Origin of the sequence: Pseudomonas sp. EA_35y_Pfl2_R111, assembly GCF_963970955.1 — a bacterium.
Classification (GTDB): Bacteria; Pseudomonadota; Gammaproteobacteria; order Pseudomonadales; family Pseudomonadaceae; genus Aquipseudomonas.
In genome coordinates this window covers 696,230-717,483 of record NZ_CAXAOM010000002.1, presented here as the reverse complement: position 1 = coordinate 717,483, position 21,254 = coordinate 696,230, and the positions used below count along the sequence as shown (strand labels likewise).

The window sequence follows — 21,254 nt, the reverse complement described above, 5'->3', positions numbered from 1 at the left end:
ATCAGCTGCCTGCGTGTTCCTGTAATTGGCTTTCAGCATCCGCCAGGCGCTGGCGCGCAGCTACCAAGGCGTCGGCTGGGCTATCGGTGTCGCGTTCGAGTTTGCGCAGATCCGCGCGGGCAAAGGCCACTTCGGTTTTCAAGGCGCGGGTGGTTTCATCGATTGGCTTCTTGTCGGTGCGCACCAGCTCTGGCGCGGGCTTGCCGGAAGCATCCTCGGCCTGGTGCAGGGCCTGCTCGGCGGCCGCCAATGCTTCGCGTAGGCTGCCAAGCGCGGCTTCATCGCTGCCAGCTTTCTCGGCTTTTTTCAGTTCGGCGCGTTTCATCGCCAGTTCGATCTTGGCTTTTTTCAGCGGATCGGGAGCTTCTGCATCAGGCGCTTTTACGGGGGCGGCCGGTGCCTGTGCTTCCAGGCTGGCCTGCAGTTTTTCGGCAGCTTCCAGCTGGCTGCGCAGTTGTTGCAGTTCGTTTTGCTGCTCGTCGCTGGGCGCTTCGAGCTTTTCCAGCTTGCGCACCTGGGCGCGGAGCATAGCGGCGTCGATCTTGGCTTTTTTCAATGCGCTATCGTCAGCAGCCGGTTTGGCGGCAGGTGCCGGCGCCTGGGCTTCCAGGCTGGCCAGAAGCTTCTCTGCGGCTTCCAGCTGGCTGCGCAGTTGTTGCAGTTCGCTTTGCTGCCCGTCGCTTGGCACCTCGAGCTTTTCCAGCTTGCGCACCTGGGCGCGGAGCATGGCAGCGTCGATTTTGGCCTTTTTCAATGCGCCATCGTCGGCTGCTGGCGCTGCGGCCGGGGCAGGCGGGTTGGCGGCCATGGCGCTGTCGAGCGCTTGCTGGGCGATGGCTGCAGCGCTGCGCAGTTCGTCGACCTGGGCCTGCAGCTCGGGGCTGGCGTGGGTTGCTAGCTGCTTTTCGGCTTTTTTCAGGGCGACCTGGGCCATGCTGGCTTCGATCTTGAGTTTCTTCTGCTCATCGCTCAGGCCGGCCGGTTTGGCCGCTGCTGTATCACTGCTGGCCGCCTCTGGTGCGGCTTGGGCTTGGGCTTGAGTGGCCTTGGCTTGGGCCGCTTTGGCGGCGCGGGCCTGGCGTTCGGCTTCCTTTTGTTCTTCGGCGCGGCGCAAGCGTTCCTGACGCAGCTCGAAGCGCTGCTTCGACTGTTCGGCCTTGAGCTGCTTCTGCTCCAGGTCGCGAATCTCGCCCTTGGCGGCGCGGTAGTACTGCACCAGAGGGATGCTCGACGGGCAGACATAGGCGCAGGCGCCGCATTCGATGCAGTCGAACAGGTTGTGCGCCTTGAGCTGTTCATGCTCCTGGCCGATGGCGAAGAAGTGAAGCTGCTGCGGCAGCAAGCTGGCCGGACAGGCTTCGGCGCATTCGCCGCAGCGGATGCAGGGCATGGCCGGTGGTTTCGGCGGCAACTCGGCGGTGGTCGAGGCCAGCAGGCAGTTGGTGGTCTTGATCACGGGTACGGCGAAGTCGGGCAGGGTAAAGCCCATCATCGGACCGCCCATGATTAGGCGGTTCAGCTTGCTGCGATCGAGGCCAGCAAACTCCAGCAGTTCACCTACCGGGGTGCCGAGCAGTACCTCGACGTTCATCGGCTGCGCCAGGGCTTCGCCGGTGAGGGTGGTGATGCGCGAGATCAGCGGTTTGCCGTGGATCACCGCGTTATGAATGGCCACGCAGGTGCCGACGTTCTGGCAAAGCATGCCGATATCCGCCGGCAGGCCGCCGCTGGGCACTTCCACGCCGGTAAGAATCTGGATCAGCTGCTTTTCGCCACCGGATGGGTACTTGGTGGGAAATACCTTGAGCTGATAGCTGCGCTCGGCCAGTGCGCTACGCACGGCGGCGATGGCTTCGGGCTTGTTGTCCTCGACGCCGATCAGCACCTGATCCGGCTGGATCAGCTGGGCGAGGATATCGATGCCCGAGATCAGTTCGCTCGCGCGTTCGCGCATCAGCAGATCGTCAGCGCTGATATAGGGTTCGCACTCGGTGCCGTTGATGATCAGCGTGTGGATCTTCTGCGTCGGCCGCGCGTTGAGTTTCACTGCGGTGGGAAAGCCCGCACCGCCCAGGCCGCTGATGCCGGCCTGGCGAATCAGCTCCAGCAGGGCGCTGTTTTCCAGATGGCGATAGTCTGCGCAGGGCGTCAGTTCAATCCACTCATCCAGCCCGTCGCTGTCGATCACGATGGCCGGTGCAAGCATGCCGGAGACGTGGGGGTAAGGCTGCGGGCCGATAAAACTCACTGTGCCGGAGGTCGGCGCATGCACCGGTACGCTGACAAAACCTGTGGCGGCGGCGATTAGCTGGCCTTTCAGCACGCGTTCACCCACGGTTACCACGGGTTCTGCGGGCGCGCCGATATGCTGGTTAAGCGGTAGCGTCAGGCGCTTGGGCAGCGGAGCCGGCTGGATCGGCGTGCGATTGGACAACTCCTTGCGCTCGGCCGGGTGAATGCCTCCGGGGATATCCCAGATCAGTGCTTCCGCCTTGTGCAATGCGTTCATGCGACCTGCTCCCGGTCACTGGCAATCAGTTGGCCGGGGGCCAGAGGTTTTTCCCATTTCCAGCTTTGCACGGTGCTGCCGACTTCGAGCATGTCGATGCAGTCCACCGGGCAGGGTTCTACACACAGGTCGCAGCCGGTGCATTCGCTGACGATCACCGTGTGCATCTGCTTGGCCGCGCCGACGATGGCGTCCACCGGGCAGGCTTGGATGCACTTGGTGCAGCCGATGCATTCGGCTTCGCGGATATAGGCGACCATTTGCGGTTTTTCGCCTTCCACGGCGTCGAGCGGCTCGGCTTCAACGTCGAGCAGGTCGGCCAGGGCCTGGATGGTCGCTTCGCCGCCGGGCGGGCATTTGTTGATCTTGTCGCCGCCGGCGATCGCCTCGGCGTAGGGCTTGCAGCCCGGGTAACCGCACTGGCCGCACTGGGTTTGCGGCAACAGGGCATTGATCTGTTCGGCAATCGGATTGCCTTCAACCTTGAAACGCACAGCCGCGAAACCGAGGATGGCGCCGGCCACCAGGCACAGGGCGAGCAGGGCGAGAACGGCGATCAGCACCAGGCTCATAGCTTGATCAGCCCGGTAAAGCCCATAAAGGCCAGGGACATCAGCCCAGCGGTGATCATGCCGATGGCTGCGCCCTGGAAGGACTTCGGCACATCGGCAATCGCGATACGCTCACGCATGGCGGCGAACAGCACCAGTACCAGGGAGAAACCGAGGCCGGCAGCAAAGCCGTTGGCGGTGGCGGTGATAAAGGTGAATTCGGCCTTGTTGGCGTTGAGCAGGGCCACGCCCAGAACGATGCAGTTGGTGGTGATCAGCGGCAGAAAGATCCCCAGTACGCGGTACAGCAGCGGACTAGTCTTGTTCACCACCATTTCGGTGAACTGCACCACTACGGCAATCACCAGAATAAAGCTGATGGTGCGCAGGTATTCGATATCCAGGGGCTTCAACACGTACTGCTGCACCAGGTAGCTGCACATGGCGGCCAGGGTCAGCACGAAGGTGGTGGCCAACGACAGGCCGATAGCCGTCTCGATCTTCTTCGAGACGCCCATAAAGGGACACAGGCCAAGGAACTGGACCAACACGAAGTTGTTGACCAGGATGGCGCTGACCATGATCAAGGCGAGTTCGGTCATTGCGGGTTCCATTGATGGACGGGCAAAGGCCGCAGGAAAGGGGTGGCTATTATCGGTAAGCCGATCCTGCCATACAAGCCGGATCAGCCTTCCTATGGTGCTGCCATAAGGCTAGCGCAGTCGGTGGTTATCGCCTGCGCTATCGGGTCGCAGGTTTATTTGACCCGCTGGCCTGGTTTGGCACCGCTGTCCGGGCTGAGCAGGTAGATTTCCTCGCCGCCCGGACCGGCCGCCAGGACCATGCCTTCGGATACGCCGAACTTCATCTTGCGCGCCGCCAGGTTGGCCACGTACAGGGTCAGGCGGCCTTCCAGCTTGCTTGGGTCCGGGTAGGCGCTCTTGATACCGCTGAACACATTGCGCTTGGCATCGCCGATATCCAGAGTCAGGCGCAGCAGCTTGTCGGCACCTTCAACGAATTCGCACTTCTCGATCAGGGCGATACGCAGGTCGACCGCGGCAAAGGCGTCGAAGGCGATTTCTGCGGCCAATGGATCTTTCGTCAGCTCGCCATTACCAGCGGCTGCTGGAGTGGCTTCGCTGGCGGCCAGGTCTTCTTTGGAGGCTTCGATCATGGCGTCGATTTTCGCAGGCTCGATACGGATCAGCAGAGCGCTGAACGGGTTTAGCTGGTGGTTGGCCAGCAGCGTCTCGTGATCGTCCCAGGTCAACGGGGCGACATTGAGGAAGGCTTCGGCGTCGCTGGCCAGTTGTGGCAGCACCGGCTTCAAGAAAATCACCAGCTGGCGGAACAGGTTCACGCCCAAAGCGCAGATGGCCTGCACTTCGTCCTGCTTGCCATCCTGTTTGGCCAGGGACCAGGGCGCTTTGTCGGCGATCCAGGCGTTGGCACGGTCGGCCAGGGCCATGATCTCGCGCATGGCGCGGGCAAAGTCGCGGGCCTCGTAGGCTTCTGCGATGCTAGGCGCGGCCGCGGTAAAGGCTTCAGTCAGTTCCGGCGCGGCATTGCCGGCCACCAGCAGGCCGTTGTTGCCCTTGTGAATAAAACCGGCGCAACGGCTGGCGATATTTACCACTTTGCCGACGAGGTCCGAGTTGACCTTCTGCACAAAGTCTTCCAGGTTCAGGTCCAGATCGTCGACGCCGCGGCCCAGCTTGGCCGCGTAGTAGTAGCGCAGGTACTCGGGGTTCAGATGATCCAGGTAGGTGCGCGCCTTGATAAAGGTGCCGCGCGACTTGGACATCTTTTGCCCATTGACCGTCAGGTAGCCGTGCACGGCCACTGCGGTCGGCTTGCGCAGGCCTGCGCCTTCGAGCATGGCTGGCCAGAACAGGGCGTGGAAGTTGACGATGTCCTTGCCGATAAAGTGGTACAGCTCGGCGGTCGAATCCTTGTTCCAGAACGCGTCGAAGTCCAGCTCCGGGCGCTTGCTGCACAGGTTCTTGAAGCTGGCCATATAGCCAATCGGCGCGTCAAGCCAGACGTAGAAGTACTTGCCCGGCTCGTCGGGGATTTCGAAGCCGAAGTACGGCGCATCGCGGCTGATATCCCATTCCTGCAGGCCGGAATCCAGCCATTCGGCGATCTTGTTGGCCACGGCGTCCTGCAGCGCGCCACCGCGGGTCCAGCTTTTCAGCATGGCCTCGAAGTCCGGCAGCTTGAAGAAGAAGTGCTTGGAGTCGCGCAGCTCGGGTACGGCGCCGGAAATCGCAGAGCGCGGGTTCTTCAGCTCAGTCGGCTCGTAGGTGGCGCCGCATTTCTCGCAGTTGTCGCCGTACTGGTCCTCGGCCGCGCACTTGGGGCAAGTGCCCTTGATAAAGCGGTCGGCGAGGAACATGCCCTTTTCGGGGTCGAAGTACTGGGTTACCGAACGGGTGGCGATATGCCCTGCGTCGCGTAGCTTCAAGTAAATCGCGGCGGACAGCTCGCGGTTTTCCTCGGAGTGGGTCGAATGGTAGTTGTCGAAGTTCACCCCGAAATCGGCGAAGTCGGCCGTGTGTTCGGCCTGCACATTGGCGATCAGTTGTTCTGGGGTGATGCCTTCCTTCTCGGCGCGCAGCATGATCGCCGAGCCATGCGCATCGTCGGCGCAGACGTAAATGGCCTGGTTGCCGCGCAGCTTCTGGAAACGCACCCACATGTCGGTCTGGATGTACTCGAGCATATGGCCAAGGTGGATCGAACCGTTGGCGTAGGGCAGGGCGCTGGTAACGAGAATCTTGCGGGCTTGGCTCATGGGATCGGCTGCACTGGTAACTCAGGGAAGCCGGCAACTATATAGGGGCGGCGGATATTTTTCATCCTTGCGCGGGCAATGCCTGCCGGTGCGCGCCTATGCGGTAGCCTGGGGTAATATGTCCGCCTGCTTTACTCAGCCTTTCGGAGCCTTCCATGAGTGTCGTTACCCGCGCAGCGGTCGAAGCCGCCCTGTCCCAATACACCGACCCGCACCTGAATCAGGATCCAGTCAGCGCCGGTTGCCTGCGTGAAGTGGATATTCAGGGTGGGCAGGTCAAGGTGCGTCTGCAGTTGGGCTACGCGGCTGGGCTGTTCAAAAGTGGCTGGGCGCAGATGCTGCAGATGGCTCTGGCAAACCTCGACGGCGTTGAGCGTGCGCAGGTGCAGGTCGACTGCGTGATCGAAGCGCACAAGGCGCAGGATCAGGTGCCGGCGCTGGCCAATGTGAAAAATGTGATTGCCGTGGCCTCCGGCAAAGGCGGTGTGGGCAAGTCCACCACGGCAGCCAATCTGGCGTTGGCGCTGGCCCGTGAAGGCGCCAAGGTCGGCATTCTCGATGCGGATATCTATGGGCCGAGCCAGGGCATCATGTTCGGTATCCCGGAAGGCACAAGGCCTCAGGTGAAAGATCAGAAGTGGTTTGTGCCGCTCAAGGCCCATGGCGTGGAAGTGATGTCCATGGCCTTTCTCACCGATGAGAACACGCCGGTGGTCTGGCGTGGGCCGATGGTGTCCGGTGCGCTGCTGCAGTTGATTACCCAGACCGCTTGGGATGACCTGGATTATCTGGTGGTCGATATGCCGCCTGGCACCGGCGACATCCAGCTGACCCTGGCGCAGAAAGTGCCGGTGGCCGGTGCGGTGATCGTCACCACGCCACAGGACCTGGCCCTGCTGGATGCAAAAAAGGGTGTGGAGATGTTCCGCAAAGTGAATATCCCGGTGCTCGGCGTGGTGGAAAACATGGCCGTGCATATCTGCTCGAACTGCGGGCATGCCGAGCATCTGTTTGGTGAGGGCGGTGGCGAGAAGCTGGCGGCGCAGTTCGGTGTTGATCTGCTGGCCTCGTTGCCACTGTCGATGGCCATTCGTATGCAATCCGATGGCGGTAAGCCAACTACCATCGCCGATCCGGAAAGCCAGATCGCGATGATCTATCAGGAAACTGCACGTAACGTTGGTGCGCGGATTGCCCAGGGTGGTGCCCTGCAGGCGATGCCTACTATCGTGATCAGCGAAGACTAAATACTAATTGCCACGCGCGTTGCGCGTGGCGTTTTGCACTTAGGAAAAATCAGCGCCCATAAAAAAGCCCCGCACTAGGCGGGGCTTTTTATCAAGCTAGTTAGCGCAGGTTATACAACCTGAACTTCCTCAGCTTGCATGCCTTTCTGACCACGGGTAGCGACGAAAGTCACTGCCTGGCCTTCTTTCAGGCTCTTGAAGCCATCGCTCTGGATAGCTTTGAAGTGTACGAAGAGGTCGTCACCGGACTGTGGGGTGATGAAGCCGTAGCCTTTTTCATCGTTGAACCACTTGACGGTGCCATTCTGACGATTCGACATGTTATGTCTCCTAACAAATTTATTAACAGCCCTGGAAAAGCCCAGGCCGGGACTGAGTGCAACGAGTACTAGGAGTCGGACGATGTTTGGATCGAAATCTAGGCATCAAGTAGCGATTCGCGGTGACACATGCAGCACAGTGGGGCAACCATACTCGCTTTTAACGCTAAGCGCGAATGCTCTGTGCATGTTTCTGTTATTTGGCGACAGACAGATTGTTTGCCGTTTTGCGCGCCGCGCTGGCTCAAGAGCCTTTGAACCCTGTCGCCGGCCCCGGTAAGATGCGTGCACTTTTCACCCTTCGCTATAGCAGGACAGCCGCCATGAGCATCAAATCGGATAAGTGGATTCGCCGCATGGCTCAAGAGCACGGCATGATCGAGCCTTTCGTTGAGCGCCAGGTTCGTGCCGAGGGCGCACAGCCGCTGATCTCTTACGGCGTTTCCAGCTACGGCTACGATGTGCGCTGCGCCGATGAGTTCAAGGTCTTCACCAATATCAACTCGGCGACCGTCGACCCGAAGAACTTCGACGAGAAGAGCTTTGTCGATGTGAAAAGCGATGTGTGCATCATTCCGCCAAACTCTTTCGCCCTGGCGCGCACCGTGGAGTTCTTCCGCATTCCGCGCGATGTGCTGACCATCTGCCTGGGTAAGAGCACCTATGCGCGCTGCGGCATTATCGTCAACGTCACCCCGCTGGAACCCGAGTGGGAAGGTCACGTGACCCTGGAGTTCTCCAACACCACCACCTTGCCGGCGAAGATCTATGCCAATGAAGGCGTTGCGCAGATGCTGTTCCTGCAGTCCGATGAGGCGTGTGAAGTGTCCTACAAGGATCGCGGTGGCAAGTACCAGGGGCAGCTGGGCGTTACTTTGCCACGGGCCTGAGTCGCTTCGCAGATTTCTGTGCCCGGTGGGTGCTCGGTAAGCTGCTTACCGAGACGGGCTGCAACCTGAGCTAAATATTCTTGGAATTCCTGTTCGGGCGCAGCGCTCTAACGCTCAGTGTCACTACTGATCGAAGGAGGTAAACGACATGCATGCATCTCAACTGTCCAGCGCCCTACCTATTCCCCTTAGGGGCGTCAGATTCGCTGGCGGTATTCCGGGGCAGCCTGAGCCTGATACCCCGGATGAACCAGTACAGCCCAATCAGCCTACTGAGCCGGGTGAGCCGTTAGTGCCGGATCCAGCGCCGCCTGTACCGGTGGCGAATTCTTAAGGGACTAATGGCAGCTCGCGCTTATGCCGGGTGTTGTCGTAAGTGCGCACGATGATGGCATAGGCTTCTTCGCGCACTGGCTGGCCGTGAAGGAACGCGTCGATTTCCGCATAGCTGACGCCATGGGCTTCTTCGTCCGGCTTGCCGGGGCGCAGCTCTTCCAGATCAGCCGTAGGCACCTTGAATACCAGGTTGTCTGGGGCGCCGAGGTGTTTGGCGATGGCCCGTACCTGATTTTTCACCAGGCCAGAGAGCGGCGCCAGATCACAGGCACCGTCACCGAACTTGGTGAAAAAGCCCATCACCGCTTCGGCGGCGTGGTCGGTGCCGATCACCAGGCCGTTGTTGGCGTTGGCGATGGCGAATTGCGCGACCATGCGGATGCGCGCTTTGATGTTGCCGGTGACGAAGTCGCGGCGGGCATCGCTGAGCTTCTGCAGGTGGGCGACCTGTTCGCCGAGCCCTATCACGCTGTCCGCGATATTCACCGTGTCTTCTTCGTCGGCGCGAATAAATTTCAGCGAGTCCTGAGCGTCCTGCTCGTCGTGTTGGGTGCCATGGGGTAGGCGCACGGCGATAAAACGATAGGTGTTATCGCCGGTCTCGTTGCGCAATTCTTCCACTGACAGCTGAGCCAGGCGACCTGCTGTAAGGGAGTCAACGCCGCCGCTGATACCCAGCACCAGAACTTTTAACCCGGAGTTCTTCAGGCAGTTCTTGATAAAGGTTTTGCGCTGGTTGATCTGCGCAACCAGCGCAGCGTCGTCGGCGAAGGGTGGTACCACGTCGAGGGCGGCGGCAATTTCAGCTTGGCGGTTGCTCATTTGAAAGACCTCACTGGGAGCAGAAAACATGGCTTATGCGGTTGTGCGGTAGCAATTCGCGGTGCTAGGGCGTCAAGCGTTGTTTAAAGCGTAAAGCTTACGTTGAACTGGCTGCCAAGTGCACGCTAGAGCTGGAAACCCAGTTCGCAGGGAAAACTGCCTGAAGCAATTTTCAAACGGCACCTAGCGCCCATCGATAGAGTGGCTGGCTGAATTTCAGGCAAAAGAAAGGGCGCTAAAAGCGCCCTAAAAAAGATGATGATCTATGGAGTAAGTCCACTTTCTCAGAGCGGCTGCCGTTGAGTTGGTTCAGTGGCGGCCGACGAACGGTCGTTAATCGTGGCACCGTCTCAGTTCGTTGGCATTAGCAGCAGGCGCTTGCTGCCATACACCTTGTCGAGGTTCTGCGACTGGAAGGGGAAACTCATATAGCTGCCCTTGAGCCAGGCATCGATGCCGTCGGCGTAGTGTTTGCTGGCCGCATTGCCGGACTGTCCGGAGCTGTTGAGGCCGATCAGCGGCTCTTCGCGGCCGAAGTCGACGACGATGCGCATGGCTGGAATCAGCCAGGTGTCGAAGTTCTCGCCCCAGTTGTAAGCCGCCACGTTCAGCGTTCCGTGATCGCCTCCCGCTGGGTAGGGGCCGCGATCCAGATAGCCCTTGATGGCGTTGATGCTGGTGCGTTGGCTGGAACTCATGTACTGCGCCAGTTGGCTGGTCTCGGTGGTCCAGTTGTAGGTGTGCAACTTGCCCCACTGCCAGGCGCTACGCTCGTTGCCCAGTTTGCTTTCCAGCAGCGTGACTGCTCCGGCGAGGCTGCGCGCGAGGATGGTCGGTTTGTCTTCACGCTGCGCGGTGCGGGTGTCGTTCCAGAATGGGCTGTCTTCACGGCCTAGCAAGTGGTCGGCCTGGGCCGAATAAGAGCTGTTGGCAGTTTCTACAAGAGCCTTCCAGGCGGGCGTGCTATCCGGGCCGAGTTCGTCGAGGAAGGTTTCGCGCGCGCTCTGGTAGAGAAAGGCGCTGTACAGCGCAGCGTCTGCCGAGGTAGCGGCCATTTTGCCGTCAAATTTCATCAGCCGGCTGTGCGCTTCGAGGGCTTTGCTGCGTTCTGCTGCCGGCAGAGCGTCGATGGCGGCTTGCAGGCCTTCAGCCATGCCGGGTGCGCTGAACATGTTTTGTAGCTTGGCGACGAAGGGTGAGGTCTGGTCGTACTGCATGGCGATCATGCTTTGGGTGTCATGCCTGCCGGTTGCTGCCAGCGCAGCGATGCGTTCGGCGCGCTCGGGGTAGAACCAGGAATTGGACAACTGCATGCCATAGCCGCGCGTTACAGTGCGGTGGTTGGCGGTGCCGAGCCAGCCTTCTGGCGGGTCCTGGTCGTAGGGATGCAGCATCGGGTCGGCGAAACCGTCCCACTCGTATTGACTATCCCAACCCGGGGAGGGCATCAGGCCCAGGCCGGCGCGGCGATTGGGGAAGCGTCCGGTGACTTGCCAGCCAATATGCTGCGCATCAGCAAACACAATGTTCAGGGGCATGGCGCGGACTTCGCGGGTGGCCTCGAAAGCTTGCTCGACCGACTGGGCGCGTGACAGGTCGAAGAACGCATCCAGGGTCTTGTCGGCTTCGAATTGGGTGGTTTTCAGCGCAAGGCCATAACCGCTGCTCAGTTGCATGGGTTGCAGCATGTGCTTGCGCTCGCCCAGCACCGAGTTCAACAGTGGTCCGTGGCGGGTTTCGAAAATGCTTTCGCGGATTGGCCGCTGGCCCTTGATAAAGAAGGTTTCCTGGCGCTGCTGTGCCGGTAGCCATTTGCCGTCGGCCAGGTACAGCAGTCGGCCGTTTTCCCGTTTGATCTTTTCCAGAAACAGATCCTGGTTGTCGCCCATGACCATGGTCATACCCCAGCCCAGCTTGCCGTTGAAGCCGGCTACCACGGCGGGTACGCCGGCAATCGACACGCCTGCGGCCTGGTATTTGGGTGAGCGGATCTGCACGAAATTCCACACCGAGGGCATCGACAGCGGCAGGTGAGTGTCGTTGGCCAGCAGGCTTTTGCCGCTGCGTGTGCGCTGTGGGGCAAAGGCCCAGTTGTTGGACGCCGCCACGCCGAGCATATGGGCATCGGCAAATTGGCTAACGGCGGCGCTGATATCACTCAGGCCGGCTAATTGGCCATTGAGATTGAGTCCCTTGAGTTTCGCGGCTTCTTCAACAGGCAAAGGCTCGTCTGGATAGGTTGGTAGTAGCCAGGCCAGCTGCTCGCTGCCGACTTTTTGTGCGAGCACCAGTGAGGCGATTTCTTCCTGCAGATTGACCGCCAGGCCGAAGTTCAGCAGGCAGAACACCAGCACCGAGTCTTCGGCCTTCCAGTACGCCGGGCGATAGCCGGATTCGGCCAGGTCCATTGGCAGCTTGTCGCGGTAGCGGAACAGGTAGGCGTTGACTCCGCGGGCATAAACCTCGAAGAAGCGTTTAATCCGCGGCGAGGCGTTGCTGTAGAGCACTTCTGCGCTTTTCTTCAGGTTGACCGCACGCATAAAACGGTCCATTTCCAACACGCCGGGCCCGGCCATTTCGGCCAGGCGGCCCTCCGCCATCAGGCGCAGGCCGACCATCTGGCTGAGACGGTCGCTGGCGTGCACATAGCCCAGGGCGAACAATGCGTCATGGAAGGTGGTGGTTTCGATCAGTGGCATGCCCAGCGGGTTGCGACGGATCACCACGCTCTGCGCCAGGCCCTTGACCCGGACGATGCCCTGGTCTGGGTGCACGCTGTCGCTGTAACGGCTGTTCAGAAATGACTGGCAGCCCGTGAGCGTGACGACCGCCGTAAGAATGGCGGCGAGGCTGAGGTGGGCCATGGGGCGTAACGCGCGCGCTAGCATGCAGCAGGCTCCTTGCGGATGGAAAACGATCGGTTAGGGTGTGCGCTTTCCAGATGCGTGGGGGCGCAGGTGCGGACGTACTACGTTAGCCAGCGGCCCTGCGCCTGACAAGGCGCAGGGCGAGCGAATCAGGCGCTTTGCCGCAGGGGCGGCAGGGCTTCATCAAGCAGCCAGCGGGCGGCGGCGCGAGCGGCGGCCTTGTGCTGCAGCTCCAGTTCGTTGAAGTGCCGCTCATGCTGGCGGCGTACGCTTCTTTCCAGGGCCTTCCACTCGGCATGGGTCGGCACCTGGGCGGTTGCCGCGAACAGCAAGTGAAATACCTCACAGCGCTGATCCTGGCTGAGGTTGCTGTCGTAGTTATCCAGCAGCACCTTGATCCGAATGGCGCCCTCAATCAGCGGTAACTGGCCCTCGAGCAGGCTGCTGGCTAGGATATGCAGATCGCCGCCAATGCGTTCACGCTGCTTGTTGAGTGCGTCGGCTTGGGTTTTTTCCTGGGTCCAGACGCGTCGCCATAGGTGCAGGGCGTAAAGCGCCAGCGCGGTTATCAGTACGGCGCTGGCGATCAGGACGAGCAGAGTGAGGTTGGTCATCGCAGGCTTACGCGCCGTGGCATTTCTTGAATTTTTTCTCGCTGCCGCACGGACAAGGGTCGTTGCGGCCAACGTCCTTCAGGGTGTTGCGCGCAGGTTCCTGATGGCCGTGATTGCAGTGCGGGCCATGCACGTGGCCGTGATCATGGTGGTCAGTGTGATCGTGGTCGTGACTGCAGTCAGGGCCGTGGACGTGTTCTTGCTGGGTCATGCGAGTTACTCCGGGATGTAATCGCCGGGAATTATCTCGCCATTGCGCGACATGTGCACGCTCTGTCCGAAGAACCAGCCAGTTTTTACTGCGCCCTGTAGTCGGTAGGGGATGGGGCGGTCGGGTTTTTCCAGGGCTTTGACGATCTGCCGCAGGTGGCGCCAAAGGTTGGTACGCACCGGGATGGAGAAGTTGTGATGGCCGTGGGCGGGCACGGTAAATGACACATTAGATTCACCTTCCGCCAGTTTGACCTGGTTCAGATGCACCAAATAGTCCATCCCTCGCACTGGCAGGCTGAAGTTGTTGGGGTTATCGATGCGAAAGCGCAGCGTGAAATGCTGCTCCAGCAGTTTGGCTTTAACAATGTCGACTTTAACGAGGCGTACGTCGGGCGACTTAAGATCGCCTTGTGAGGAACAACCGCTAAGGCCCGACAGGAGGCCAAAAAACATCAATAGGCTGAGAATTCTTATCGTTTGCGCCTGATAAAACATTGCATACTCCGAATGACGCATCAGTGTAACAAGCAAGTGCTTGGCTGCAACCTGTTGTGGCAGTAAAAAAACCTGCGCCATACTGAGCAACGAATAGGACAGGAGTATGACCATGGCTCGCTACGAAATTGCCTTTAGTGCGCAGTTGGTCCCAGGTGCCCAGTTGGAGTTGGTGAAAGCCAACCTGGCCAAGCTGTTCCAGGCAGATGAGCAGCGACTGGCGTTGTTGTTCTCTGGGCGGCGTATCGTTATCAAAAGTAATCTGGATGCAGTCGGGGCGGAAAAATATCGCTCGACGTTGGAGCGCGCCGGTGCTGTGGTCGAAGTGGCCTGCCTGGATGACGAGGTCGAAGAAATCGAGTTAGCCGCGCCACCTGCTGTGGCCACAGCGCCAGTTGCTGCCGCAGTTGCAGCACCAGTGCAGGCAGCTAGCAGTCAGCCGGCGGGGCGCCTGAAGGTTGCGCCGCGTGACGAATATATGGCTGCATTTGCGCAAGTGGATGCGCCAGATTTTGGCATTGCGCCGCTGGGTGACGATGTACAGGACGGCAAGCCGCAGGTGCAGGCTCCGGCCCTGGATTTGTCGCAGTTCAGCCTGGCACCACCTGGCAGCGACATGGGCGAGGCGAAAAAAGCCCCGGCCGGACCGCCACCGGATATCTCCCATCTGAAATTGCAGGATTAGTCTGCAGGTCGCAGAAAGCGCCTGCCCGTGCTTTCTGCGTGATCAACCCGCCTCAGCCGTTAAAAATAGCTGGCACAGCACTTCTTGAACTTCAGCCCGCTGGCGCAAGGGCAAGCGTCATTGCGGCCGAGTTTCAATTCGACAGTCGGATCAATGAAATACCAATGACCATTGTTGCGCACAAATGCCGAGCGTTCGCGATGGCTGTGCTCGCCGCTTGCGTCACGCCAGCGTGCGGTAAAAGTGACATAGGCGTGTTGCGGTTCGCCCTCGACCAGCTGCGCTCCTTCAACCTCAAGCCCGCGCCAGGTACTGCCAAGGCTCCAGGCTCGGATAGCGTCGTGATCAAGACCCGCTTGCTGAGCGGGTAGTGTGCTGTGCACCAAGTAATCGATCAGCCCCAGGACATAGGCGCTATAACGTGAGCGCATCAGTGCTTCGGCGCTGGGTGCTGGGTTGCCTGCGTGATAACGGCCGCAGCAAAGGGTCAGCAGTTGGCCGCTGCCGCAGGGGCAGATTGTGTTGCTCAAGGCTTTACCACCAATACTTGCCGAAGTTCTCTGGGTTAGCCCAGAACTTGGCATTCAGCCAGTCGGGCACTTGCTTGTAGTCCAGCAGGTCATAGGTGAACAGGCTAAGTATCTGCTCATCGCGCTGGAAGCACTCGCTGGCCTGCAGCGCCAGGGAGAAGAAGTCGGTTTCTTGCCACTCACAGGCTTGCAGGTCGACCAGTACGGCCATACGGCTGGCGTTCAGGTTGCGAATACCACCGAGCAGCTCTAATCCGGTGCGTTTGGGTAGATGCTCAAGACAGTCAATGATCAACGCAAGATCGAAACGTTGCGCGGTCACTTCACTAGGCAGTGCCCCTGCATCCGCGTGGACGAAGTGGCAGCTTGGATGGGCCTGGATAAATGCATCAATCGCAGGTGGTTTTCGGCTACCAACTAGCAACAGGCGTTCTGGCGTGTAGCGTGCCAATAGGGCGGCAAGGGCTTGCTGGGGTGTGCGGGTGGACGGGCTTACATGCATAAAGGCTCCTCGCTCTAGTGCGCAAAGAGTAACGTGCAGCAGCAATGCGGCCTAGCGCGGAATGTGCTAGTAATGTGTTTGCATATTCTCTGGCATATTTTGTTACTGGCGTCTTTACTTCGTCAGTATCGGTTTTTGCCGATTTACCAATAGGAGACGTATATATGAGCATCACCAGGAAAGCATTACCCCTGATTGTCGCGAGTACTTTTTTGACCGGTTGTGCCGGGCTGCAGAAAACGGATTGGCCAACCTGTGCCGCGATTGGCGGTGTAGGCGGTGCTGCTCTGGGCGCTATTGAAAGCTCTACCTGGGCTGGCGGCGGTGCGGTCGTAGGCGCCGGTATGGCAGCTGCGTATTGCTGGGTGCATGGCGCAAGCGATGAGCAGGTTGTTATGGTTGAAGAAGTGGTTCAGGAAGAAGTTGTAGTTGCCGAACCAGCCGAAGCCGTTCGTGTTGAGTTGGACGTCAAGTTCGACTTCGACAAGGCCCAGGTCAAGCCAGAAAGCTATGGCGATATCAAAAACCTGGCTGACTTCCTGACCCAATATCCACAAACCACTACCGTGGTTGAAGGTCATACCGACTCCGTAGGCAGTGATGCTTACAACCAGGGGTTGTCCGAGCGTCGCGCCAATGCGGTGCGTGATGTACTGGTCAACCAGTATGGCGTAGGCAGTGATCGCGTTAACGCTGTGGGCTATGGCGAAACTCGTCCGGTTGCGGACAACGCCAATGCTGACGGCCGTGCCGTCAACCGCCGCGTAGAAGCAGAAGTAGAAGCTCGTCCTTGATCGTCTGATTCCAGACTTTCTGAAGAAAACAAGCCAGACCCTCCGGGGTCTGGCTTGTGCAGCTTGAAGGGTAGGTCTTTACTCCTTAGTTACCGGCAGTAGCCGGCATTACAGGAGATTTCTACCATGAGAGTTAGATCCATGATGGGGGTAACCCCCATTCTCTTGGTCAGCAGTGTTCTTTCAGGTTGCGTCACAACTTCCAGTACGGGAGATGCGCCGCTCAACCAAGGGAACTGGCCCCTGTGTAGTGTAATTGGCGGTCTGACCGGTGCGGGTCTGGGCGCAATCGAAAGTTCGACATGGGCAGCAGGTGGAGCCGTGGCCGGTGCGGTCATTGGTACGCTGATTTGTTATGCCCAGGATGGTGATGAAGACGACGACGGCGTATTTGATCGCCGTGACCGTTGCCCAGGGACCCCTCCTAATACGCCAGTGCATCACAACGGCTGTCCCATCAAGGAATATGCCAGTACGCCTACCGAAGCAGAGCCTGAGGCCATTGAAATGGTGGATTCGGTTCGGGTAGAGCTGGATGTGAAGTTCGATTTCAACAAGTCCGATGTGAAAGAAGACAGCCAGGCCGATATCAAGAGCCTTGCCGACTTCATGAAGCAATATCCACAAACCACCACAACCGTTGAGGGGCATACCGACGCCGTAGGCAGTGATGCCTATAACCAGGGTTTGTCTGAGCGGCGTGCCAATGCGGTACGGGATGTGCTGGTCAATCAGCATGGCATCGACAGCGGCAGGGTTTCTTCTGTCGGGTACGGTGAGTCGCGACCGGTTGCCGACAACGACAGCGATTCCGGGCGTGCAATCAACCGCCGTGTTGAAGCGGAGGTCGAAGCACAGCCATAGCTGATGTGATGCGTTGTCAGGCCGTTGCGAACCTACTTTTCAAGTTCGCAACGGCCTGCCAGCGATGCGATACTTTCAACCCAGTAAAAGCCGTGAGGGCATCCGCTCTCCATGGTTTTTACTGGTCTTCTGGCAGCACACTCCCAAAGCAGATAAGGTGCAGCGAAATAAAAAACTGCCGGGGGCGGATATGAAGGTATTTCTGACGTTGGGTAAGGTGCTGACGGCATTGTTCTGGGGTATCGTACTGGCAAATCTGCTGCAACCCTTTGCGCAGCCCTTCGCACTGCTGTTGAACGGCGCCGGGGCTTTTATTCTGCTGGTCCATGCGTTCGAGCTGTGGCTTTTTGATAAGCGCATCGCTGCTTGCCCCAAGCCGGCGCAACAGCGCTTACAGGTCATGCTATTCGGGGTTTTTCAGTTGCTCGGACTGCCAGCTGAGCAGGCTGCTGTGACCGCGTCTGAGCAAGTGCTGCAGATGGAGGCTGAGAATGCGTAAGCTGCTTGTCCTTGCTGCGCTGTTCAGCCCATTGGCCTTGGCCCAGGCAGTGATTGAGGTCGACTCCAATGTGGTCATGCGTCTGCCGAGCAATACCAGTGTGCTGTTGTTGGACCGTCTGGAAATTGCTGATCACGGCACCTTGTTAATTCCCTCCGGCTTGACCGAAATTCGTGTAGCGCAGTTAAGCCTGGGGCGCGATGCGCGCTTGGCGATAGCCCCTAGTGAGCAGGTGTTGCGTCTCGAAGTTGAAACCGCCGAGATTGCCAGTGGCGCACAGATCAGTGCCCTGGGCGCCCGGGGCAGTGCTGAAAAACCAGCGCTGCCGGGGCGTAATCTGAGCCTGCGTTTGCAGGCGGTAACCCTGGAGAATCTGGTGTTGGATGCCCGCGGCGGTACCGGTGCGCCTGGCTATGCCGGCCTAGCTGGTGCCGATGGCAAGCCGGGTGGCTGCACCTGGGGTGAAGCCAGTCGCGGCCATGATGGCTTGGATGGTGGTGACGGCCAGCCGGGTGCCGCAGGTGCGCAGGTGCGTCTGGAGGTACCGCAGGGCTTCCCGGTTGAGCAGTTGCAGGTACGCTTGGATGGCGGCAACGGTGGTCAGCCGGGCGCGCCCGGGGCGGGCGGCCAAGGCGGCGTGAGCAAGGGTTGCTGGCTGTACAGCACCGATGGCGCTCGCGACGGCAAGCCTGGGCAGCCGGGGCGCGCTGGTGAGCCAGGTCCGGCCGGTGCTCTGAATGTCGTGCGGTTCTAACCGGTTGTGCGGTGTTAACCGCTGCCGCCAGGCAGCGGTCGCTTGAGCCGATTAAAAGGAAGGGCGAACTCCGGCGATTGCAACGACCAGCAAGCCCAGTATTAAGTTGACGCCCACCAACCGACGAATACGCCCAAGCACGGCGCCGCCGTTCGGCCAATCCTCGGCCGCCACGGCGCGGCGCAGTTCAGGCAGTTGCAGTGCCTGAATCCGCAGAAACAGCGCGAGCATGGCGATATACAACCCCATCATGATGTGCACATAGCGCGGCGCCGTATCGAAGCCGCTAAAGCGCAGGTGGAGCATGCCCACGCCGGTGACCGGCAGCACAATCACCGCCGCCCATACCCAGTAGAAAAACCGCGGAAAGACCTCCAGCCAGAGTTTCAGGCGAGACGGGGCGTCCAATACGGCGACGGCTGCCGGGCGCAAGACCATCCACGCGAAGAACATACCGCCCACCCAAACCAGGGCGGCGAGCAGGTGCAGGCTGTAGACGAAGGCGTATGGGGTCATGCAGGCACTCCTATTGGTTAAACATCTAGTGACGATTTGCTGCTTGTCGGCCGTGTAGCGTTAGAGACGGGCTCTAGCTCGCAAGATCCTAAACAGGTTCTAAGCGGTTCAGCGCTGGATCGATTAGCGCGCTATGATAGCCGCCGATTACAAACACTGAAAATTTATCCAGCCTTTTCGCGCCAATATTCCATGCTTAGTACCGAACTCAAGTCCCAGATCCAGGGCGCTTATTCCCGTTTTCTCGAAGCCAAGTCGCTCAAGCCGCGCTACGGCCAGCGCCTGATGATTGCTGAAATCGCCAAGGTGCTGGGTGCGATCAAGACTGACGACGAAGGTCGACGCCTGGGTGATCCTGCAGTCGTGGCGGTTGAGGCCGGAACCGGTACGGGCAAAACCGTGGCCTACAGCCTGGCGGCGATTCCCACTGCCAAGGCAGCAGGTAAGCGTCTGGTGATCGCCACGGCCACCGTGGCCCTGCAAGAGCAGATCGTGCACAAGGATCTGCCAGATCTGATGCGCAACAGCGGGCTGAATTTCAGCTTCGCCCTGGCCAAAGGGCGGGGGCGTTATCTGTGTCTGTCCAAGCTGGATATCCTGCTGCAGGAAGGTCAGGCGCAGAGCGCCACCGCCCAGCTGTTCGAAGAAGAAGGCTTCAAGATCGATGTGGATGAGCAGAGTCAGAAGCTGTTCACCGCGATGATCGAAAAGCTCGCCGGCAATAAGTGGGACGGAGACCGCGACAGCTGGCCGGAAGAGCTGGAAGACACACGCTGGTCGCAGCTGACCACCGATCACAGCCAGTGCACCAATCGCCATTGCCCGAACTTTCAGCAGTGCGCCTTCTACAAGGCCCGCGAGGGTATGGGTAAGGTTGACGTCATCGTGACCAACCATGACATGGTCCTGGCCGACCTGGCGCTGGGCGGCGGTGCGGTGCTACCGGACCCGCGCGATACCCTCTATGTGTTCGATGAAGGTCACCACCTGCCGGACAAGGCCATCGGTCATTTTGCCCACTTTACCCGCCTGCGCTCGACTGCCGATTGGCTGACCCAGATCGACAAGAATCTGACCAAGTTGCTGGCGCAAAATCCGCTGCCCGGGGATCTCGGCAGGCTGATCGAGCAGGTGCCGGAACTGGCGCGGGAGCTCAAAACCCAGCAGCAATTTATGTTTTCCGCTTGTGAACAGGTGGCCGACTTCAAGCCCGGCGAGGATATGCAGGGCCGCGAGCGGCCGCGCCATCGCTTTGTCGGCGGTGTAGTGCCGGAGCATTTGACTGAGCTGGGCCTGGAACTGAAAAAGGGCTTTTCCAAACTCAATGATCTGTTCACTGGCGTGACTGAACAGCTCAAGGAAGCCATGGATGGTGAGGGCGCTGTTGGTATTGCCAGTCACCAGGCCGAGGAATGGTATCCGCTGTTCGGCAGCCTGCTGGCACGGGCCAAGGGTAACTGGGAGCTGTGGCTGGCCTTTACCGCTGAAGATCCGGAGGAAAGTCCGCCGATGGCGCGCTGGCTGACTCTGGCCGACAGCGGCGCGTTGTTTGATATCGAGGTCAACGCCAGCCCGATCCTGGCCGCTGAAACCCTGCGGCGTAATTTGTGGAATGTCGCCTATGGCGCCCTGGTAACCTCGGCGACCCTGACGGCGCTGGGCACCTTTGATCGCTACCGCATGCGCGCAGGCTTGCCGAAAGTGGCCGTTACCACGGTGGTGCCGAGCCCGTTCCATCACGCAGACGCCGGTGTGCTGCGGGTACCTAACCTGAACGCCGATCCGCGTGATGCGGTGGCGCACACGGCCGCAATCATTCGCGAGCTGCCCGGCCTGGTCGAGGGTTCACGCGGCACCCTTGTGCTGTTTTCCTCTCGCAAGCAGATGCAGGAAGTCTTCGACGGTCTGGAGCGCGACTGGCGCAAGCGGGTGTTTATCCAGGGCAACCTGTCCAAGCAGGAAACCCTGAACAAGCACAAGGCGCGGGTCGACAGCGGTGAGGAAAGCGTGCTGTTCGGGCTGGCCAGTTTTGCCGAGGGCGTGGACCTACCCGGTGCCTATTGCGAGCATGTGGTGATCGCCAAAATTCCTTTCGCCGTGCCGGATGATCCGGTAGAGGCGGCTCTGGCCGAGTGGATCGAAGCGCGCGGGGGTAATCCGTTTATGGAAATTGCCGTGCCGGATGCCTCGCTGCGTCTGGTGCAGGCATGTGGCCGACTGCTGCGTACCGAAGCGGATCGCGGCATTATCACCCTGTTGGACCGGCGCGTGGTTACTCAGCGTTACGGCAAGTCGATTCTTAATGCCTTGCCGCCGTTTCGTCGGGAAATCAGTTAGCAGCCCGTCTGGCAGGCAACTCGCTGAGCAGTATTGGTTCCAAGTGCGCGTGGACAATGTCTTGGTAAACACCAGGGCCTGGATTTTGCCTTCGGCAGTATTGCCTAAG

General features: G+C 59.7%; 20 protein-coding genes and 1 pseudogene. 8 read left to right on the top strand and 13 right to left on the bottom strand.

Features of this window, described 5'->3' with window-relative positions; genetic code table 11:
• Position 1: 1 nt before the first annotated feature.
• The 4 genes from rsxC to metG all read right to left on the bottom strand — a co-directional run bounded on the left by rsxC (position 2) and on the right by metG (position 5,860).
• Positions 2–2,509: an electron transport complex subunit RsxC gene (gene rsxC, locus AACY25_RS11965; RefSeq protein ID WP_339524754.1), complete on the bottom strand. Its 2,508-nt coding sequence runs from the start codon at positions 2,507–2,509 to the stop codon at positions 2–4.
• Positions 2,506–3,081 carry an electron transport complex subunit RsxB gene (rsxB, locus tag AACY25_RS11960; protein WP_339524753.1) on the bottom strand — a complete coding sequence of 192 codons (576 nt, stop codon included), beginning with the start codon at positions 3,079–3,081 and terminating at the stop codon, positions 2,506–2,508. Before rsxB ends, rsxC begins: the two co-directional genes overlap by 4 nt.
• Positions 3,078–3,662: an electron transport complex subunit RsxA gene (gene rsxA / locus AACY25_RS11955; RefSeq protein ID WP_090252381.1), complete on the bottom strand. Its 585-nt coding sequence runs from the start codon at positions 3,660–3,662 to the stop codon at positions 3,078–3,080. Before rsxA ends, rsxB begins: the two co-directional genes overlap by 4 nt.
• Before the next feature lie 155 nt (positions 3,663–3,817).
• A complete protein-coding gene (gene metG / locus AACY25_RS11950; RefSeq protein ID WP_339524751.1) occupies positions 3,818–5,860 on the bottom strand; it encodes a methionine--tRNA ligase in 2,043 nt (680 codons plus the stop codon).
• A 155-nt stretch (positions 5,861–6,015) separates the two neighbouring features.
• Here metG and apbC point away from each other — a divergent pair, with 155 nt between their 5' ends.
• The gene (gene apbC / locus AACY25_RS11945; RefSeq protein ID WP_339524750.1) at positions 6,016–7,107 is read left to right on the top strand and encodes an iron-sulfur cluster carrier protein ApbC; all 1,092 of its coding nucleotides are present in this window, start codon (positions 6,016–6,018) and stop codon (positions 7,105–7,107) included.
• A 110-nt stretch (positions 7,108–7,217) separates the two neighbouring features.
• Here the strand turns inward: apbC and AACY25_RS11940 are convergent, their stop codons facing one another.
• On the bottom strand, positions 7,218–7,427 hold the full coding sequence (locus AACY25_RS11940; RefSeq protein WP_090242762.1) for a cold-shock protein: 210 nt from the start codon (positions 7,425–7,427) through the stop codon (positions 7,218–7,220).
• Between the two features lie 323 nt (positions 7,428–7,750).
• Here AACY25_RS11940 and dcd point away from each other — a divergent pair, with 323 nt between their 5' ends.
• Complete coding sequence (gene dcd / locus AACY25_RS11935) at positions 7,751–8,317, top strand: dCTP deaminase (RefSeq protein ID WP_090384763.1); 567 nt, start codon at positions 7,751–7,753, stop codon at positions 8,315–8,317.
• A gap of 330 nt (positions 8,318–8,647) precedes the next feature.
• On the opposite strand, the gene nadE is transcribed toward dcd, so the two are convergent.
• The 5 genes from nadE to AACY25_RS11910 form a co-directional block, all read right to left on the bottom strand.
• Positions 8,648–9,475 (bottom strand): ammonia-dependent NAD(+) synthetase, encoded by an 828-nt coding sequence (nadE, locus tag AACY25_RS11930; protein WP_339524749.1) that lies wholly within the window; start codon positions 9,473–9,475, stop codon positions 8,648–8,650.
• A 350-nt stretch (positions 9,476–9,825) separates the two neighbouring features.
• Positions 9,826–12,339, bottom strand: coding sequence for a penicillin acylase family protein (locus AACY25_RS11925; protein WP_445262152.1), 2,514 nt, complete (start codon positions 12,337–12,339; stop codon positions 9,826–9,828).
• A gap of 152 nt (positions 12,340–12,491) precedes the next feature.
• Positions 12,492–12,956, bottom strand: a complete 465-nt coding sequence (locus AACY25_RS11920; RefSeq protein ID WP_339524747.1) for a DUF2489 domain-containing protein — start codon at positions 12,954–12,956, stop codon at positions 12,492–12,494.
• Positions 12,957–12,963: 7 nt separating this feature from the next.
• Positions 12,964–13,167 carry an SEC-C metal-binding domain-containing protein gene (locus tag AACY25_RS11915; protein ID WP_339524745.1) on the bottom strand — a complete coding sequence of 68 codons (204 nt, stop codon included), beginning with the start codon at positions 13,165–13,167 and terminating at the stop codon, positions 12,964–12,966.
• Between the two features lie 5 nt (positions 13,168–13,172).
• Positions 13,173–13,664 carry an LEA type 2 family protein gene (locus tag AACY25_RS11910; protein ID WP_339525006.1) on the bottom strand — a complete coding sequence of 164 codons (492 nt, stop codon included), beginning with the start codon at positions 13,662–13,664 and terminating at the stop codon, positions 13,173–13,175.
• A gap of 112 nt (positions 13,665–13,776) precedes the next feature.
• On the opposite strand from AACY25_RS11910, the gene AACY25_RS11905 reads away from it, so the two are divergent.
• Positions 13,777–14,349, top strand: coding sequence for a hypothetical protein (locus AACY25_RS11905; protein WP_339524743.1), 573 nt, complete (start codon positions 13,777–13,779; stop codon positions 14,347–14,349).
• Positions 14,350–14,408: 59 nt separating this feature from the next.
• Here the strand turns inward: AACY25_RS11905 and AACY25_RS11900 are convergent, their stop codons facing one another.
• Together AACY25_RS11900 and AACY25_RS11895 are read right to left on the bottom strand one after the other, a co-directional pair.
• On the bottom strand, positions 14,409–14,879 hold the full coding sequence (locus tag AACY25_RS11900) for a YchJ family protein (RefSeq protein ID WP_339524741.1): 471 nt from the start codon (positions 14,877–14,879) through the stop codon (positions 14,409–14,411).
• 4 nt (positions 14,880–14,883) lie between these two features.
• A complete protein-coding gene (locus AACY25_RS11895; RefSeq protein ID WP_339524739.1) occupies positions 14,884–15,381 on the bottom strand; it encodes a DUF6231 family protein in 498 nt (165 codons plus the stop codon).
• 440 nt (positions 15,382–15,821) lie between these two features.
• On the opposite strand from AACY25_RS11895, the pseudogene AACY25_RS11890 reads away from it, so the two are divergent.
• The 4 genes and pseudogenes from AACY25_RS11890 to AACY25_RS11875 form a co-directional block, all read left to right on the top strand.
• Positions 15,822–16,175 (top strand): annotated as a pseudogene (locus AACY25_RS11890) (OmpA family protein); the annotation flags it as partial.
• A gap of 141 nt (positions 16,176–16,316) precedes the next feature.
• On the top strand, positions 16,317–17,039 hold the full coding sequence (locus tag AACY25_RS11885) for an OmpA family protein (protein WP_339524737.1): 723 nt from the start codon (positions 16,317–16,319) through the stop codon (positions 17,037–17,039).
• Positions 17,040–17,103: 64 nt separating this feature from the next.
• On the top strand, positions 17,104–17,538 hold the full coding sequence (locus AACY25_RS11880) for a DUF1145 domain-containing protein (protein ID WP_445262139.1): 435 nt from the start codon (positions 17,104–17,106) through the stop codon (positions 17,536–17,538).
• Positions 17,531–18,292 (top strand): collagen-like protein, encoded by a 762-nt coding sequence (locus tag AACY25_RS11875; RefSeq protein ID WP_339524735.1) that lies wholly within the window; start codon positions 17,531–17,533, stop codon positions 18,290–18,292. The genes AACY25_RS11880 and AACY25_RS11875 overlap by 8 nt, the downstream gene beginning before the upstream one ends.
• Positions 18,293–18,343: 51 nt before the next feature.
• Here AACY25_RS11875 and AACY25_RS11870 read toward each other — a convergent pair whose 3' ends face one another.
• The gene (locus AACY25_RS11870) at positions 18,344–18,808 is read right to left on the bottom strand and encodes a CopD family protein (protein ID WP_339524733.1); all 465 of its coding nucleotides are present in this window, start codon (positions 18,806–18,808) and stop codon (positions 18,344–18,346) included.
• A 192-nt stretch (positions 18,809–19,000) separates the two neighbouring features.
• Between AACY25_RS11870 and dinG the strand changes: the two genes are divergently transcribed.
• Positions 19,001–21,145, top strand: coding sequence for an ATP-dependent DNA helicase DinG (gene dinG / locus AACY25_RS11865; RefSeq protein WP_339524731.1), 2,145 nt, complete (start codon positions 19,001–19,003; stop codon positions 21,143–21,145).
• Positions 21,146–21,254: the final 109 nt, after the last annotated feature.